Source organism: Burkholderia sp. Bp8991 (genome assembly GCF_003853795.1).
In the GTDB taxonomy this organism is placed as follows: Bacteria; Pseudomonadota; Gammaproteobacteria; order Burkholderiales; family Burkholderiaceae; genus Burkholderia.
The window spans coordinates 1-16,920 of record NZ_QTQJ01000025.1; the positions used below are offsets into that span (position 1 = coordinate 1).

Here is a 16,920-nt window from a genome sequence, read left to right on the forward strand (position 1 = left end):
GTCGGCGGGTCGGCGGGTCGGCGGGTCGGCGGCTCGGCGGGTCGGCGGGTCGGCGGGTCGGCGGGTCGGCGGGTCGGCGGGTCGGTGGCTCGGTGGCTCGGTGGCTCGGCGGCTCGGCGGCTCGGCGGCTCGGCGGCTCGGCGGCTCGGCGGCTCGGCGGCTCGGCAGCTCGGTACCGAGGAAGCGGCGCGCGGCACGACGACCGCCGCCGCGCCGCTCATATATCGAGCGGATCGACCTCGACGCTCCACCGCAGCACGCCCTTCAGCGCGCGCAGTTCCGGCTGCCATGCGCGCAGCGCGTGCTGCAGCGCGGCCCGCGACGCGCTTTCGAGCAGCAGCTGCGCGCGGTGGACGTTCGCGACCTTCACGATCGTCATCGGCACCGCGTCGTACACGGTCACGCGATCGGCACCCGGCAGCCCCGGCAACGCAGCCGCGGCCTGCAGCAGGAACGCGAGCGCCGCGTCGAGCGTGCGCCCCTCGGCGCGCAGCAGCGCCTGGTAGACGAACGGCGGCAGGTGCGCGTCGCGGCGCTCGCCGAGCGTCGAATTCGCGAAGCCGACGTAATCCTGCCGGCCGAGCGCGTGATACAGCGCGTGACGCGGATAACGCGTCTGCACCAGCACCTCGCCCGGCAGCCCCGCGCGCCCCGCGCGGCCGCTCACCTGCATCAGCTGCGCGAACAGCCGCTCGCTCGCGCGGAAGTCGTGCGAGAACAGCGCGGTGTCGGCATTGAGCACGCCGACGAGCGACACGCGCTGGAAGTCGTGCCCCTTCGCGATCATCTGCGTGCCGACCAGGATGTCGACTTCACCGGCGTGCACATCCGAGAACAGCGCCTGCGCACTGCCCTTGCGCCGCGTGCTGTCCGCGTCGATCCGCAGGATCCGTGCGCCCGGCACGGCCTCGGCGAGCGCCTCCTCGATGCGCTGCGTGCCGCGCCCGAGCGGCGCGATGTCGACGTTCCCGCATTCCGGGCACGAACGCGGAATGCGCGCTTCCCAGCCGCAGTGATGGCAGCGCAACGCGTGCTCGGGTTTGTGCAGCACGACATAGGCGCTGCAGCGCGGGCAACCGGCGACCCAGCCGCACGCGTCGCACGCAAGCTGCGGTGCGTAGCCGCGCCGGTTCAGGAACACGAGGCTCTGCTCGCCGCGCTCGAGCCGCGCCTTCAGCGCCGCGACGAGCGGGCCCGACAGCCCGCCCATCGACGCGCGCCCGCGCCGCCGCTCCTCTTCGAGATCGATCAGCCGCACGGTCGGCAGCGTCGCGTCGGCCACCGCGCGGCGCGACAGCGTGAGCCGCGTGTAGCGCCCCTGCTCGGCCTGCCACCAGGTCTCGAGCGACGGCGTCGCCGAACCGAGCACGACCGGAATGCCGAGATGCTTCGCGCGCCACACCGCGAGATCGCGCGCCGAATAGCGCAGCCCTTCCTGCTGCTTGTACGCGGGCTCGTGCTCCTCGTCGACGACGATCAGCGCGAGCGTCGGGAGCGACGCGAGCACCGCGAGCCGCGTGCCGAGCACGATCCGCGCGCGGCCCGTGTGCGCGGCGAGCCAGTTGCGCGCGCGTTCGCCTTCGGCGAGGCCGCTGTGCAGCGTGACGATCGCGTCGTCGGCGAGCGTGCCTGCGAAGCGCGCGCGAAACGCGGCCTCGAACTGCGGCGTCAGGTTGATTTCGGGCACGAGCACGAGCGCCTGCGCGTCGGGCCGCGCATCGAGCAGCGCGGCGAGCGCATGCAGATACACCTCGGTCTTGCCGCTGCCGGTCACGCCATGCAGCAGGAACGGCGCGAAGCCCTGCGCGGCGCGGATCGCGTCGAGCGCCTCGACCTGCTGGTCGGTGAGCGCCGGCGGCACAGTTCGTCCACCGGTTGTCGACAGGTTATCCACAGCTTTGGGCACAGGCGCGTCGGCCCAGCCGATTTCCTCGATCGCGACCCAGCCGCGCGCCGCCCAGTCGTCGAGCGTGGCCGCCGCCTTCGGGTGCAATGCGCGCGCATCGGGCAGCGTCAGCGAATCGGTGTCGGCGAGTGCCTGCGCGAGCCGCCGCAGCGCGGCCCCGCGCGCGGGCAGTGCGTCGGGGAGCGCCGCGCGGCCGGCTTCGGTCAGCCGGTGACGCACTTCGGGCGCCAGCAGCCGCCCCCAGCGCTCCGCGTCGCGCAGCGCCTGCGGCAACGCCGGCAGCGCGACTTCACCGCGACCGCGCTGGTAGTAGTCGGCCGCGAAGGAGACGAGCGCAAGCCAGTCCGGCGCCAGCGGCGGCAGCTCGGTACAGATCGCGTCGATTGCCCGCAAGCGGGACGGCGGCACGTCGGTGTGAGTCGTCACTTCGCAGACGAGGCCGACGACCTGCCGCTTGCCGAACGGCACCTGCACCAGGGTGCCTGGCTCGGGCGCCGGCTGGACGTCGCAGCGGTAGTCGAACAGGGTGGCGAGCGGATGGTCGAGGGCGACCCGCAGGTAGGTGCCGTCCATCACCGCGCTCCGGCGGCAGCGCACAGCGCACGGACGACTTGCATCCGAGTCCGCATCACGGTGACGGACTTAAAGTAAAACTTCAGATTCGGCGCTAAGTTTTGGATTCGCATTAGGAATCGCCGTATACCCTGACCAGCCTGTGGATAACTTTGTTGAGAACTCCCCGTCCAATCGCCGCAAAGCGCGCGGGGCCGTGCTTTCCGCTGTTTCCGGCCGCCGTGTGCCGCGCCCCGCGGAGCCTTATTCCATAAGGCTGCTATTCAAATTACCCAACCATAGCGAGACAATTCGACCGATGCAGGGCTCTACCGCGCTGCAACGTGGAAAATGTGCATAAGTCAAGTCTTGACAAGCGACGGATCGGCAACCGGGGCGGGGTTGCGCCCTGTTTAGCGCCGACAGCGAAACGCCGTCATCCCGCAACGCAGCATGACAGCGCTTGCGCTCAGCCCGCTGCTCCGCTACGAATCCTGCGGCTGTGCGCGTGCACTTCGTCGACGAGTTCGGCGACGTGGTCGGGCGACGTGAACTGCGAGATGCCGTGGCCGAGGTTGAATACGTGGCCGGGATGATTGCCGTAGCTGTCGAGTACCGCGCGAGCCTGCTCGCGCACCGCGGCCGGCGGCGCAAACAGGATCGTCGGGTCGAGGTTGCCCTGCAGCGCAACGCGCCCCGCGACGCGCTCGCGTGCGGCGCCGAGGTTGACCGTCCAGTCGAGCCCGACCGCGTCGACGCCGGTCGCCGCGATTTCCTCGAGCCACAGCCCGCCGCCCTTGGTGAACGTGATCACCGGCACGCGCTCGCCGTCGTGCTCGCGCTTCAGTTGCGCGACCACCCGGCGGATGTAGTCGAGCGAGAAGCGCTGGTATGCGCCGTCCGCCAGCGCGCCGCCCCACGTATCGAAGATCATCACGGCCTGCGCGCCGGCTTCGATCTGCGCGTTCAGGTACGCGGCCACGGCCTGCGCGTTCACGTCGAGGATGCGGTGCATCAGGTCGGGGCGCGAATACGCCATCGACTTCACCGTGCGGAAGTCGTCCGACCCGCCGCCTTCGACCATGTAGCACGCGAGCGTCCACGGGCTGCCCGAGAAGCCGATCAGCGGCACGCGCTGGCGGCCCTGGCCGTCGGTCAGTGCGCGGCGAATCTCGCGCACGGCGCCCGTCACGTAGCCGAGCGTTTCCTCGATGTCGGGCACCGCGAGCTTCGCGACATCGGCCTCGGTGCGCACCGGATGCGCGAACTTCGGCCCTTCGCCGACCTGGAAGTCGAGGCCGAGGCCCATCGCGTCGGGAATCGTCAGGATGTCCGAGAACAGGATCGCGGCGTCGAGCGGGAAGCGCTCGAGCGGCTGCAGCGTCACTTCGGTCGCGTAATCGGGATTCTTCGCAAGGCCGAGGAAGCTGCCGGCGCGCGCGCGCGTCGCGTTGTACTCGGGCAGGTAGCGGCCAGCCTGGCGCATCAGCCAGATCGGCGTGTAGTCGGTCGGCTCGCGCAGAAGCGCACGCAGGAAGGTGTCGTTGAGCAGGGTATGGGCCACGGTAGGAGCGACGATGCGAAGGCAAAGCGGCATTTTACCGGAGCGGGGCCGCACGGCTGCGTATGTCGATGCGATGGCGGCCATATGACGCGCGCGATGGCTCCGTTATGATCGGACGCTGATATCGAACCGATCCACGGAGGAGACCGATGAAGACATTTGCCACGCGCGCCGCACTCGCCGCCGCCACCCTGCTTTGCTGCGCCGCCGCGCACGCGCAGGGTACGACCGCACCGTCGTCCGCGGCCGCGGCCGGCTCGCGGCTCGACGACGTGCTCGCACGCGGCACGCTGCGCGTGTGCACGACGGGCGATTACAAGCCGTATTCGTACTACCGGAGCGACAGCCGCTTCGAAGGCATCGACATCGACATGGCCGAGTCGCTCGCGAAATCGCTCGGCGTGAAGGCCGACTTCGTGAAGACGAGCTGGTCGAACCTCACCAACGACTTCGTCGCGAAGTGCGATATCGCGGTCGGCGGCGTATCGACGACGCTCGAGCGCCAGAAGCGCGTGTTCTTCACGCAGCCGTACGTGGTCGACGGCAAGACGCCGATCGTGCGCTGCGCGGACGCCGACAAGTACCAGACCGTCGCACAGATCGACCGGCCCGAGACCCGCGTGATCGTGAACCCGGGCGGCACCAACGAGCGCTTCGCGAAGCAGTTCTTCACGCACGCGAACCTGACCGTCTACCCTGACAACGTGACGATCTTCAAGCAGATCATCGCGGGCAAGGCGGACGTCATGGTGACGGACGCATCCGAGACGCTGCTGCAGCAAAAGCTGAATCCGGGCCTGTGCTCGGTGCATCCGGACAAGCCGTTCCAGTTCGGCGAAAAGGCGTACATGGTGCCGCGCGGCGACGTCGTGTTCCAGCAGTATGTCGACCAGTGGCTGCACCTCGCGCTGTCGACCGGCGAATACCAGGCGATCGCCGACAAGTGGCTGAAGTAAGCACGATCGCGGGCGGCGACGGCGGCCGATAGCAGACACGACCCCGCTATCGCAGCAGGCGAACGGGGCGCGGGCGGCAGTATGGCCGTCCGCCGCCCCCCGTTACACACGGCGCAGGGGGCTGAAGACGTAAAACCGCGAAAATTGGCCGAATAGCCGACTACCGCGCGCGCCGATCACGTTTCAAAATCTTTCTGACGAATGAATCGTCATATGCGATATGTGCCGCGCGATGCACATTCGGGCGTGTAAATCGGCCATTCACCGATGCTGATACGCATGAAAAACGCATTATGTGCAACCGCTGACAACTCTGCGGAAAAGATGGGTAAATATGACCTTTTTCAGGACCCCGAAAACAGCAAAAAATCCCGGAAAGCCTTATCTGGCGGGCGTTACAACCTGAAACACTTTGTTACCGCGAGGGGTGAGCAATTCGCCCACAATGGCCTCAACGGTTTCAACACGGATGCGGTCTCGTGTGCCAAGTGTGAGCGGACGCGAAGCGCTGCGAGCCAGTCGGTCACGTACCGAAGCCCTTCCGAGGGGCATCCCTGTTGGAGTCGTTTCCGGCCCCCGCCGGATCCGGTTTCATCTTTGGTCTCCTCGCGCTAACCCCGTAGCGTGTGGTTTTTAGCGGGCTAATAAGCCCGCTTTTTTTCGTCCATCGAAAACGCAACGGCCCGCAGGCCGCCGCGTTTTTTCCTGCCGCCGGCCAACCGGCCTCTCACGCGGTCTTCTGCACGTCCAGCTTCAGTTCCTCGATCATCCGGTCGCGCATCACGAACTTCTGCACCTTGCCCGTCGCCGTCATCGGCAGCTCGTCGACGAAGCGGATGTAGCGCGGAATCTTGTAGTGCGCGATCTGGCCGCTGCAGAACGCGCGCACGTCGTCCTCGGTCATCTGCTCGTCCGTGCGCAGCACGATCCACGCGCACAGCTCCTCGCCGTATTTCGGATCCGGCACGCCGAACACCTGCGCGCTCTGAATCTTCGGATGCCTGAACAGGAATTCCTCGATCTCGCGCGGATACACGTTCTCGCCACCGCGGATCACCATGTCCTTCAGCCGACCGACGATATTGCAGTAGCCGTCCGCGTCGAGCGTCGCGAGGTCGCCCGTATGCATCCAGCCGTCGACCAGCACCTCGCGCGTCTTCGCGTCGTCGTCCCAATAGCCGAGCATCACCGAATAGCCCTTCGTGCACAGCTCGCCCGTCGCGCCGACCGGCACGATCTCGCCGTTCGGATCGACGATCTTCACCTCCAGGTGCGGCTGGATGCGCCCGACCGTCGTCGTGCGCTTCTCGAGCGGATCGTCGGTCGAACTCTGGAACGACACGGGGCTCGTCTCCGTCATCCCGTACGCGATCGTGATCTCGCGCAAATGCATCTGCGACACGACGCGCTTCATCGTCTCGATCGGGCACGGCGAGCCGGCCATGATGCCGGTGCGCAGCGTCGACAGGTCGAACTTCGCGAAGTCCGGATGATCGAGTTCCGCGATGAACATCGTCGGCACGCCGTGCAGCGCGGTACAGCGTTCGTCGGCCACGGCCGCGAGCGTCGCGACCGGATCGAATGCCTCGCCGGGGAACACCATCGCCGCGCCCTTCGACACGCACGCGAGCACGGCCAGCACCATCCCGAAGCAGTGATACAACGGCACCGGGATGCAGAGCGAATCCTGTTCGGTGAAGCGCATCGCCGCCGCGATCGAGCGTGCGTTGTTGACGACGTTGCGGTGCGTGAGCGTCGCGCCCTTCGGGCTGCCGGTCGTGCCGCTCGTGAACTGGATGTTGATCGGCTCGGTGGCCACGAGCGTCGCGCCGATCGCGTCGAGCCGAGCGACATCGAGCGTGTCGCGGCCGCGCGCCATCACGTCCGCGAAGCGGAACATGCCGGCCGGCGCCGCCTCGCCCATCGAAACGATCGTTCGCAGGCTCGGCACGCGCGCCGCATGCAGGTCGCCCGGCGTCGCGCTCGCGAGCTCAGGCGCGATGGTCTGCAGCATCTCGACGTACGCGGACGTCTTGAAGCGCTCGGCCGCGATCACGGCCTTGCAGCCGACCTTGTTCAGCGCGTATTCGAGTTCCGCGAGCCGGTAGGCCGGGTTGATGTTGACGAGCACCGCGCCGATGCGCGCGGTCGCGAACTGCGTGAGCAGCCATTCGCTGCGGTTCGGCGACCAGATGCCGACGCAGTCGCCCTTCACGATCCCGAGCGCGGCGAGGCCCGCCGCGAGCACGTCGACCTCGTGTGCGAATTCGCGCCAGGTCCAGCGCACCTGCTGTTCGCGAAATACGACGGCCGGACGATCGGGAAAGCGGCCGGCCGTGTCGAGCAGGAACCGGCTGATCGTCGCTTCGGATAGCGGCACGTCGGTCGCGCCGCGCACGTACGACAGTCCGTTTTCGGGCGCGATCAGCGCCCCCTTGCCAAGGTCTGCTGCCATCGATGTCTCCGTCCGTTTTTGTCTGATCGGCCCGGCGCGCGGCTCGCGCGCCTGCCTGCTCCGCCACGATCGCGGCGGACTGCCTCTGCCGGATGATGCCGCGCTCTGCTGACGACACTCTGACATCAAATCGCGGCGGACGGATGAAATAGCACGACCGGACGATACGATCCGGCCCGCAAAAAACAGACGAAAACGACGGGCGAAAAAAAAGCAGCCCGAAGGCTGCTTTCTTTCGCGGGATACGCGCGCGCGGCTCAGTGCCGGCTGCGGATCTTCGCCAGACGCTGGATCGCTTCGAGCTGCGCCATCGCGGTCGCGAGCTCGGATTGCGCCTTTGCGAGGTCGAGGTCCGACTTCGCGTTCTGCAGCGTTTCCTCGGCACGCTTGCGCGCTTCCTCGGCTTTCGCCGCGTCGAGGTCCTTGCCGCGGATCGCGGTATCGGCGAGCACCGTCACGGCGCCCGGCTGCACTTCGAGAATGCCGCCTGCGACGAACACGAATTCGTCGTTGCCGCCCTCGACTTCGATGCGCACCGCACCCGGACGAATCCGGGTGATGAGCGGCGTGTGGCCCGGCAGAATGCCCAGCTCACCCGTTTCGCCCGGCAGCGCGACGAATTTCGCCTCGCCCGAGAAGATCTGCTCTTCCGCGCTGACGACGTCTACTTTGATGGTTGCCATATCGACTCCAATCTCATCCACGGGTTGAGCGTATTGCGGCCGGCGCGAGCAGCCGGAACAAAGTCATCGCTGACTGATTGCTCCGGCCGGCACACGCCGGCTTGCGACTCACTCAAGCCGTTACTGGATCTTCTTGGCCTTTTCGAAGGCTTCGTCGATCGTGCCGACCATGTAGAACGCCTGTTCCGGCAGGTGGTCGCACTCGCCGTCGACGATCATCTTGAAGCCACGGATCGTTTCCTTCAGCGGCACGTACTTGCCCGGCGAGCCCGTGAACACTTCTGCGACGTGGAACGGCTGCGACAGGAAACGCTGGATCTTACGCGCACGTGCGACCGACAGCTTGTCTTCCGGCGACAGTTCGTCCATGCCCAGAATCGCGATGATGTCGCGCAGTTCCTTGTAGCGCTGCAGCGTCTGCTGAACGCGACGGGTGATCGAGTAGTGCTCTTCACCGATCACGTTCGGGTCGATCTGGCGCGACGTCGAGTCGAGCGGGTCGACCGCCGGGTAGATACCCAGCGAAGCGATGTCACGCGACAGAACGACGGTTGCGTCCAGGTGGCCGAAGGTGGTTGCCGGCGACGGGTCGGTCAAGTCGTCCGCAGGGACGTACACGGCCTGGACCGACGTAATCGAGCCCTTCTTGGTCGACGTGATGCGCTCTTGCAGCTTGCCCATTTCTTCAGCGAGCGTCGGCTGATAGCCCACTGCCGACGGCATACGGCCGAGCAGTGCCGACACTTCGGTACCGGCCAGCGTGAAACGGTAGATGTTGTCGACGAAGAACAGCACGTCGAGGCCTTCGTCACGGAAGTGCTCGGCCATCGTCAGGCCGGTCAGCGCGACGCGCAGACGGTTGCCCGGCGGCTCGTTCATCTGGCCGTACACCAGCGCGACCTTGTCGAGAACGTTCGAGTCCTTCATTTCGTGGTAGAAGTCGTTCCCTTCACGGGTACGCTCGCCCACGCCCGCGAACACGGAGTAACCGCCGTGTTCCTTCGCGATGTTGTTGATGAGCTCCATCATGTTGACGGTCTTGCCCACGCCAGCACCGCCGAACAGGCCAACCTTGCCGCCCTTCGCGAACGGGCAGATCAGGTCGATGACCTTGATACCCGTTTCGAGCAGTTCGGTCGACGGCGACAGTTCGTCGAACGCCGGAGCCTTCTGGTGGATCGAACGCGTCGTTTCGCTTTCGATCGGGCCGGCTTCGTCGATCGGACGGCCGAGGACGTCCATGATACGACCGAGGGTCGGCTTGCCGACCGGAACCGAAATCGGCTTGCTCGTGTTCTTCACGGTCAGGCCGCGGCGCAGGCCGTCGGATGCACCCAGACAGATGGTACGGACCACGCCGTCGCCCAGCTGCTGCTGGACTTCGAGCGTCAGTTCCGAGCCATCGAGAATGAGCGCGTCGTAGATCTTCGGCATGCTGTCGCGCGGGAATTCCACGTCGATAACGGCGCCGATGCACTGTACGATCTTGCCTTCTACCAAAGCAGCAGTACTCATCGCTTTTCCTTTAAATACCTGATTCTTTACTCGCGCAAGGGCGCAGTTGTCGTCCGTGGCGCGCGCTTAAACAGCGGCTGCGCCGCCGACGATCTCCGACAGTTCTTTCGTAATCGCGGCCTGGCGGCTCTTGTTGTACACGAGCTGCAGTTCGCTGATCACCGTCTTCGCGTTGTCGGACGCGGCCTTCATCGCGACCATCCGCGCCGATTGCTCGGACGCCATGTTCTCCGCGACGGCCTGGTACACCAGCGCCTCGACGTAACGCACGAGCAGTTCGTCGACGACTGCCTGCGCGTCCGGCTCGTAGATGTAGTCCCACGACGTGGCCGGCGTACCGTCATCGGCTTCGAAGTGTTCCGACGACAGCGGCAGCAGCTGCTCGATCACGGCTTCCTGCTTCATCGTGTTGACGAAGCGCGTGTAAGCGATATAGACCGCCGACAGCTTGCCTTCCGAGTACAGATCGAGCTGCGTCTTCACGGCGCCGATCAGCTTGTCCAGATGCGGGGTGTCGCCGAGGTGCACGACCTGCGACATCACCTTCGCGCCGAAGCGGTTCAGGAACCCGAGGCCCTTGCCGCCGATCGCGGTGGCTTCGACCTTCTGGCCCTTCTCTTCCAGCTCCTTGAACTTCTGCACCGTCGCACGCAGCACGTTGGTGTTCAGACCGCCGCAAAGACCCTTGTCCGTCGTGACGAGGATGATGCCGGCCGTCTGCGCGCCGTCGTTTGCCACCATGAACGGGTGGCGGTACTCCGGGTTCGCACGGCTCATGTGCGCGGCGATGGCACGGACCTTGTCTGCATACGGACGAGCGGCGCGCATGCGTTCCTGCGCGCGACGCATCTTCGATGCAGCCACCATCTCCATCGCCTTCGTGATCTTGCGCGTGTTCTGCACGCTCTTGATCTTGCCGCGAATTTCCTTCATTCCAGCCATAGCTTGCTCCTTGACCGAAGCGGCGCGGGCGCATCAGCACCCGCGCGGCCTCAGTGTGTCACTCGCGGATCAATAGGCACCGGACTTCTTGAAGGATTCGATCGCCGAGCGCAGTGCGCCTTCGTCGTCCTTCGAGAGATCCTTGGTGTCTTCGATGCGCTTGATGAGGTCAGCGTGGCTGGTCTTCAGGTTGTCGCGCAGGCCCTTCTCGAACGACAGCACTTGCTTGACGTCGAGATCGTCGAGGTAGCCGTTGTTCGCGGCGTACAGCGACACGGCCAGTTCCCAGACCTGCAGCGGCTGGTACTGCGGCTGCTTCAGCAGTTCCGTCACGCGGCGGCCGCGCTCGAGCTGCTTGCGGGTCGCTTCGTCGAGGTCCGATGCGAACTGCGCGAATGCGGCCAGTTCACGGTACTGCGCGAGGTCGGTACGGATACCGCCCGACAGCTTCTTCACGACCTTCGTCTGAGCGGCGCCGCCGACTCGCGACACCGACACGCCAGCGTTGATTGCCGGGCGGATGCCTGCGTTGAACAGGTCGGTTTCCAGGAAGATCTGGCCGTCGGTAATCGAGATCACGTTCGTCGGAACGAACGCGGTCACGTCGCCAGCCTGCGTTTCGATGACCGGCAGTGCCGTCAGCGAGCCGCTCTTGCCCTTCACTTCGCCGTTCGTGAACTTCTCGACGTACTCTTCCGACACGCGAGCAGCACGCTCGAGCAGACGCGAGTGCAGATAGAACACGTCGCCCGGGTATGCTTCACGGCCCGGCGGGCGGCGCAGCAGCAGCGAGATCTGACGGTATGCCCAAGCCTGCTTGGTCAAGTCGTCATAGATGATCAGCGCGTCTTGGCCGCGGTCGCGGAAGTATTCGCCCATCGTGCAGCCGGCGTACGGCGCGAGGTACTGCATCGCTGCCGAATCCGAAGCCGAAGCGGCGACGACGATCGTGTATTCCATCGCGCCCGTTTCTTCGAGCTTGCGAACCACGTTCATGATCGACGAAGCCTTCTGGCCGATCGCGACGTAGATACAGATCAGGTCCTTGCCCTTCTGGTTGATGATCGCGTCGAGCGCCACCGCGGTCTTGCCGCACTGACGGTCGCCGATGATCAGCTCACGCTGGCCACGGCCGATCGGCACCATCGCGTCGATCGACTTGATGCCCGTCTGCACCGGCTGCGACACCGACTTACGCCAGATCACGCCCGGGGCGATCTTTTCGATCGCGTCGGTCAGCTTCGCGTTGACCGGGCCCTTGCCGTCGATCGGGTTGCCGAGCGCATCGACCACGCGGCCGACGAGTTCCGGACCAACCGGGACTTCGAGAATGCGGCCCGTCGTCTTGACGATGTCGCCTTCCGAGATGTGTTCGTATTCGCCGAGAATCACCGCGCCGACCGAGTCGCGCTCGAGGTTCAGCGCGAGGCCGAACGTGTTGCCCGGAAACTCGAGCATTTCGCCCTGCATCACGTCCGACAGGCCGTGGATACGCACGATACCGTCGGTCACGGAGATCACGGTGCCCTGGTTGCGAACGTCTGCGCTCGCTTCAAGGCCCTGGATCCGGCTCTTGATCAGCTCGCTGATCTCAGAGGGATTGAGTTGCATTATTCGCTCCTGATAGTCAATTCTGTTGCGTGCCGGCGTGGCGCTCAGGCGGTCAAGGCAGCCTGCATCGATGCGAGGCGCGCGCGAACCGAGGTGTCGAGCACTTCGTCGCCGACCGTCACGCGCACGCCGCCGATCAGCGACGAATCGACTTCGACCGTCGGCTTCAGCTTGCGCTTGAACTTGCGTTCGAGGCCAGAGACGAGGCTTTCGAGATCCGCGCCGTTCAGCGGGAACGCGCTCACGATCTCGGCGTCGGCTGCACCTTCACGTTCGTTCTTGAGCGCCTCGAACTGCTCGGCGATTTCCGGCAGCAGCGCGATGCGATGATTGTCGACCAGCATCTGCACGAAGTTCTTCGCTTCGGCGCCGGCCGCGACCGGCGACTTCACCGCAGCAAGCAGCAACTCGGCTACTTGCGTGCGCGTCACCTTCGGGCTCGACGCGACCGACAGCACTTCCGGCAGACGCGCAACCTGGGCCAGCTCTTGCACGAGCGTGGACCAGGCGGCGATGTCACCTCCCTCGGCCACGCGGAACAGCGCTTCTGCGTAAGGGCGGGCGATGGTTGCAAGTTCGGCCATGATCAGAGCTCGGCTTTCAGTTGATTCAGCAGTTGGGCGTGGGCCGTTTGATCGACTTCGCGCTTCAGGATCTGCTCGGCGCCCTTCACGGCCAGCGCGGCGACTTCGCCACGCAGCGCTTCGCGCGCCTTCACGATTTGCTGTTCTGCTTCCGCTTTCGCCTGGGCGACGATGCGGGCGGCTTCAGCCTGGGCGTTGGCCTTGATTTCCTCGGCGACCGCCTGGGCACGCTTTTCAGCGTCGGCGATGCGCTGCTGGCCGTCGTTGCGGGCCTGCGCGAGTTCCTGGTCCACGCGCTTGTGCGCTGCGTCGAGTTCCGCCTTGCCCTTCTCCGCGGCTGCGAGGCCGTCGGCGATCTTCTTCGAACGTTCGTCGAGGGCGTTGATCAACGGCGGCCACACGAACTTCATCGTGAACCACGCGAGGACCAGGAACACGACCATTTGCGCAAACAGAGTTGCGTTGAGATTCACGGTGTTTCCTTATCTGCTATTCCGGAAAAATGAAACGGTAAGGCGCTCATCGAGTTGCATTCGATCAGCGCCCCAAGTCTCCGTTCCGCCCTGCGCCGGCTCACGCCGGTCGCATATTTCCGAGGAACCTTAGCCTGCGACGAGCTTCGACAGGAGCGGGTTCGCGAACGCGAACAGCATTGCGACACCAACGCCGATCAGGAATGCAGCGTCGATCAGGCCGGCCAGCAGGAACATCTTCGTTTGCAGCGGGTTGATGAGTTCCGGCTGACGTGCGCAGGCTTCGATGTACTTGCCACCCATCAGCGCGATACCGATACAGGCGCCGATTGCACCCAGGCCGATGATGATGCCGATACCGATGGCGGTCAGACCCTGGATGTTGGCGATGTAAGCTTGCATGATCACTCCTTTGTGAAAAGACTTGGAACTGAGATTTAAAAAACTAAAACGGAAACTCTTTTTTGCACGCCGCGCTTAGTGCTTGTCGTGCGCTTGGCCGAGATACACCAGCGTCAGCATCATGAAGATGAATGCCTGCAACAGAACAATCAGGATGTGGAAGATTGCCCAGACGCTACCCGCGATCACGTGACCAACGAAGCCGAGGAACGTTGCGTCGCCACCGAAGCTCCACATGCTGCCGAGCAGGGCGATCAACAGGAACAACAGCTCACCCGCGTACATGTTGCCGAACAGCCGCATGCCGAGGGAGACGGTCTTCGCGAGATATTCGACGATGTTGAGCGCGAGGTTAGGGATCCACAGCAGCGGGTGGGCACCGAACGGGGCCGACAGCAGCTCATGCACAAAGCCGCCCGCGCCCTTGATCTTGATGCTGTAGTAGATCATCAGGACGAACACGCCGAGCGCGATGCCGAGCGTGCCGTTCAGGTCGGCCGTCGGGACGATGCGATGGTGGGAAATCACGTCCGACAGACCGAGCAGGCCGATCACGCGGCCCGGCAGGTCGACGGGGAGGAAGTCGAGGGAGTTCATCAGCGCGACCCACACGAACACCGTGAGGGCGAGCGGAGCGATGAAGGTGCGGTTGCCGTGGACGATGGCCTTCGATTGATCCTCGACCATTTCGACGAGCATCTCGATCGCGCACTGGAAACGGCCCGGCACGCCCGACGTCGCCTTGCGGGCGGCCAGACGCAGCAGGAGGATCGTCACGATGCCGCACACGATCGACCAGAACAGCGTGTCGAGGTTCCAGACGTGGATGTCGAAAATCGACGTCTGATGCGAGGTGGAGAAATTCTGCAAGTGGTGCGCAATGTACTCGGACGGATCCGGACCGCGCGTGCCTTCGCTAGCTGCCATATCGTTAATGCCACCCAAATTGTCGAAAATCGTTTTGCCCCGTTCCGCAATACGCTATTGCCGCGATTGCGGGAACGGGCCGGTGCGATTCGTTGTCGAAACCGCACGCTGCTTGTTGCTTACCGCCAGGCCAGCGCGATCCAGTACGTCTTCAGCACGACGAGGTAGGTGACGAGGAGTGCCGGCCAGTGCACGCCGGCGTAGCCGTACGCCACTGCGGCGAACATCCCGATCGTCACACCGAGCTTCAGGGCTTCGCCCATCACCCAGCTCATCACGGTGGCCGAGCCACCTGCCTTCAGTCGTGCCACGAACAACGCGCTTGGCACCCAGCCGATCGCCCCGCCCAGAAACGCGGATTGCGCAGCGGCACCCGGCGACTTTGAAAACAGCCACCACGCCAGCGTTGCAACCAGGGACAAGACCACCTGCGCGATCACCACCTTGTAGGGGGTCACGCGCGACGGCTTGCTCACGTCCGGACCGAACAACCTCTCGGCTTCCGTCCGCGTGAGCGGAACGATGTTGTTATCTTGCTGCTCGGCATCCCAGTCGTCGTCGGACTCGCGCCGCTCGCCGGCCGCTGAAGCGGTGCGTTGCGCTCGGTGATCATCGTGCCCGTCGTTCGGCGCCTGACCCGCCATCGCAATCTTCCGCAAAATCCTTGAACCCGGCCCCTGCTTTCCGAAAGCTTTCAGGGGTGCCTAGCTAACAAATCCGGGCGATTGTAAGCGATAGTTGCAAGTGATTCAAGGCTTTAGACGCGACAAAAACCTGCGTAAAACGACGCCTCATCATGTGAAAAACGCGCGAATCCACGACGTACGATGACAGTTGTAAGGTCGCTTTTTTGCACGGGTATTTCTTGCCCGAAAAAGTCCGGCGACGAGGCAATGACGTGGCATCGACGCCTGGTGCGGGCGACACCGGCGCGACGCGTTTGCAACAGGAATTCCGCTGTGACGCGATCACGGAAAATGATCGGGCGCAGCGATGCGAAGGAGAGGAAATACTGTGACCACCGCGACGAGCGCGATGCGCGAAATACGCTCGCACGCGAGCGCGTCGATGCCTGCAATCAGTTGTTGTGCCGCCACAGTCGATCGACTGTGGATCGCCGCACTTATCAACAGCCCCGGCTTCTCACCCACTGCGAATGCTGTGCCCCACCCCGCCAAGCTTGCAGCGCGCCTGCACCGCAGGCGGCCGCATCGCTTAACCGCGCACGAGCAACCATGCACCCAATGCCGCGCTCACGAGCGCGAACGGGATCGACACGAGGTGAAACGGCAGCCACATGCGCGGCTCCTTCGCGAGACGCACCGCGATCAGGTTCGCGAGCGAACCGATCGCGAAACCGAAACCGCCGACCGATACGCCGAACGCGAGCGCCCGCCAGTCGTGCGTGAATTCCGACAGCAGGATCGCCGCCGGCACGTTGCTGATGCCCTGTGACAGCACCGCGCCTGCCGCGAACACGCGCAGCGGCGAATCGAGGTGAGTCCGCGCGATCGCGTCGTGCACGACGGGCAGCGCGGCCGCGCTGCGCAGCACGACGAACATCAGCACGAAGATCAGCAGCAGCAGCCAGTCGATCTTCAGGACTGCATCACGTCTCGCCACCACCAGCGCGATCACGACGGCAATCAGGCCCGGCACGGGATGGTGCGCATCGGCGAGCAGCACGAACGCACCGAACAGCACCGCCGCGAGCAACGCATGCAGGCGCTGGACGGGGACGGCCTGAACGTCTCCCGACAGATCGAGCGGCTTCGCGCGAAACGCACACGCCGTCAGCACGAGCAGCAGCGCCATCAGCGCCAGCGCGAGCGGCCCGAGCGTGACGACGAAGCGGCCGAACGACACGCCGCTCAATTGCCACAGGAACAGGTTCTGGGGATTGCCGAGCGGTGTCGCGACGGACCCCGCATTGACGGCCAGCGCGACCACGATCACGAGCCGCCGGAAAGGCAGCGGCGTCAGCAGGCGCAGCGACACCATCAGCGGCACGACGACGAACAGCGCGACATCGTTGGTGAGCCACATCGCGAGCGCCGCCGCGAACACGACGAGCAGCATCGCCAGCCCGCGCTCGGAATGCACGTGATGCACGATGCGATGCGCGAGCCACATCAGGCACCCGGACAGCTCGAGCGCCTTGGTCAGCATCAGCAGACCCGCGAGCGTCGCGACGGTCTGCCAGTCGACGAGACCGGCCAATGTGGCAATTGGTTGCGGACGCAACCATTGAAGAATAATCAGTGCAAGCGCCAGTACCGCCAGCACCGGCTCCTGCATCAGCCATCCGAGCCATCGGCGCGGCGCTGCCGCGCCCATGTTCTCCGTCAAT

Annotated in this window: 15 protein-coding genes; 1 reads left to right on the top strand and 14 read right to left on the bottom strand. The window is 65.0% G+C overall.

Annotation, left to right across the window (positions count from 1 at the left end):
* Positions 1-217: 217 nt before the first annotated feature.
* Both DIE02_RS25060 and hemE read right to left on the bottom strand, forming a co-directional pair.
* Positions 218-2,479: a primosomal protein N' gene (locus DIE02_RS25060; protein ID WP_124486826.1), complete on the bottom strand. Its 2,262-nt coding sequence runs from the start codon at positions 2,477-2,479 to the stop codon at positions 218-220.
* A gap of 448 nt (positions 2,480-2,927) precedes the next feature.
* Entirely contained in the window at positions 2,928-4,022 is a 1,095-nt protein-coding gene (hemE, locus tag DIE02_RS25065; protein ID WP_311766871.1) for a uroporphyrinogen decarboxylase, read from the bottom strand.
* A gap of 149 nt (positions 4,023-4,171) precedes the next feature.
* On the opposite strand from hemE, the gene DIE02_RS25070 reads away from it, so the two are divergent.
* Entirely contained in the window at positions 4,172-4,978 is an 807-nt protein-coding gene (locus tag DIE02_RS25070) for a transporter substrate-binding domain-containing protein (protein WP_124486824.1), read from the top strand.
* Positions 4,979-5,705: 727 nt separating this feature from the next.
* Here DIE02_RS25070 and DIE02_RS25080 read toward each other — a convergent pair.
* The 12 genes from DIE02_RS25080 to DIE02_RS25135 all read right to left on the bottom strand — a co-directional run bounded on the left by DIE02_RS25080 (position 5,706) and on the right by DIE02_RS25135 (position 16,907).
* The gene (locus DIE02_RS25080) at positions 5,706-7,433 is read right to left on the bottom strand and encodes an AMP-binding protein (RefSeq protein WP_124486823.1); all 1,728 of its coding nucleotides are present in this window, start codon (positions 7,431-7,433) and stop codon (positions 5,706-5,708) included.
* 257 nt (positions 7,434-7,690) lie between these two features.
* Positions 7,691-8,116, bottom strand: a complete 426-nt coding sequence (locus DIE02_RS25085) for a F0F1 ATP synthase subunit epsilon (protein WP_006477288.1) — start codon at positions 8,114-8,116, stop codon at positions 7,691-7,693.
* Positions 8,117-8,236: 120 nt separating this feature from the next.
* Positions 8,237-9,631 carry a F0F1 ATP synthase subunit beta gene (gene atpD / locus DIE02_RS25090; protein WP_044845237.1) on the bottom strand — a complete coding sequence of 465 codons (1,395 nt, stop codon included), beginning with the start codon at positions 9,629-9,631 and terminating at the stop codon, positions 8,237-8,239.
* Between the two features lie 66 nt (positions 9,632-9,697).
* Positions 9,698-10,573, bottom strand: coding sequence for a F0F1 ATP synthase subunit gamma (gene atpG / locus DIE02_RS25095; RefSeq protein WP_034209645.1), 876 nt, complete (start codon positions 10,571-10,573; stop codon positions 9,698-9,700).
* Positions 10,574-10,642: 69 nt separating this feature from the next.
* Complete coding sequence (gene atpA, locus DIE02_RS25100; RefSeq protein ID WP_014895499.1) at positions 10,643-12,184, bottom strand: F0F1 ATP synthase subunit alpha; 1,542 nt, start codon at positions 12,182-12,184, stop codon at positions 10,643-10,645.
* 44 nt (positions 12,185-12,228) lie between these two features.
* Positions 12,229-12,768 (bottom strand): F0F1 ATP synthase subunit delta, encoded by a 540-nt coding sequence (locus DIE02_RS25105; protein WP_014895498.1) that lies wholly within the window; start codon positions 12,766-12,768, stop codon positions 12,229-12,231.
* A gap of 2 nt (positions 12,769-12,770) precedes the next feature.
* The gene (locus tag DIE02_RS25110; RefSeq protein ID WP_006477283.1) at positions 12,771-13,241 is read right to left on the bottom strand and encodes a F0F1 ATP synthase subunit B; all 471 of its coding nucleotides are present in this window, start codon (positions 13,239-13,241) and stop codon (positions 12,771-12,773) included.
* 129 nt (positions 13,242-13,370) lie between these two features.
* Positions 13,371-13,643 carry a F0F1 ATP synthase subunit C gene (atpE, locus tag DIE02_RS25115; RefSeq protein ID WP_021160442.1) on the bottom strand — a complete coding sequence of 91 codons (273 nt, stop codon included), beginning with the start codon at positions 13,641-13,643 and terminating at the stop codon, positions 13,371-13,373.
* A 75-nt stretch (positions 13,644-13,718) separates the two neighbouring features.
* Positions 13,719-14,570 (bottom strand): F0F1 ATP synthase subunit A, encoded by an 852-nt coding sequence (gene atpB / locus DIE02_RS25120; RefSeq protein ID WP_039351439.1) that lies wholly within the window; start codon positions 14,568-14,570, stop codon positions 13,719-13,721.
* Positions 14,571-14,689: 119 nt separating this feature from the next.
* Positions 14,690-15,214: an ATP synthase subunit I gene (locus DIE02_RS25125; RefSeq protein WP_124486822.1), complete on the bottom strand. Its 525-nt coding sequence runs from the start codon at positions 15,212-15,214 to the stop codon at positions 14,690-14,692.
* A 324-nt stretch (positions 15,215-15,538) separates the two neighbouring features.
* Positions 15,539-15,721 carry a hypothetical protein gene (locus DIE02_RS25130; protein ID WP_124486821.1) on the bottom strand — a complete coding sequence of 61 codons (183 nt, stop codon included), beginning with the start codon at positions 15,719-15,721 and terminating at the stop codon, positions 15,539-15,541.
* A 64-nt stretch (positions 15,722-15,785) separates the two neighbouring features.
* On the bottom strand, positions 15,786-16,907 hold the full coding sequence (locus DIE02_RS25135; RefSeq protein ID WP_124486888.1) for an SLC13 family permease: 1,122 nt from the start codon (positions 16,905-16,907) through the stop codon (positions 15,786-15,788).
* Positions 16,908-16,920: the final 13 nt, after the last annotated feature.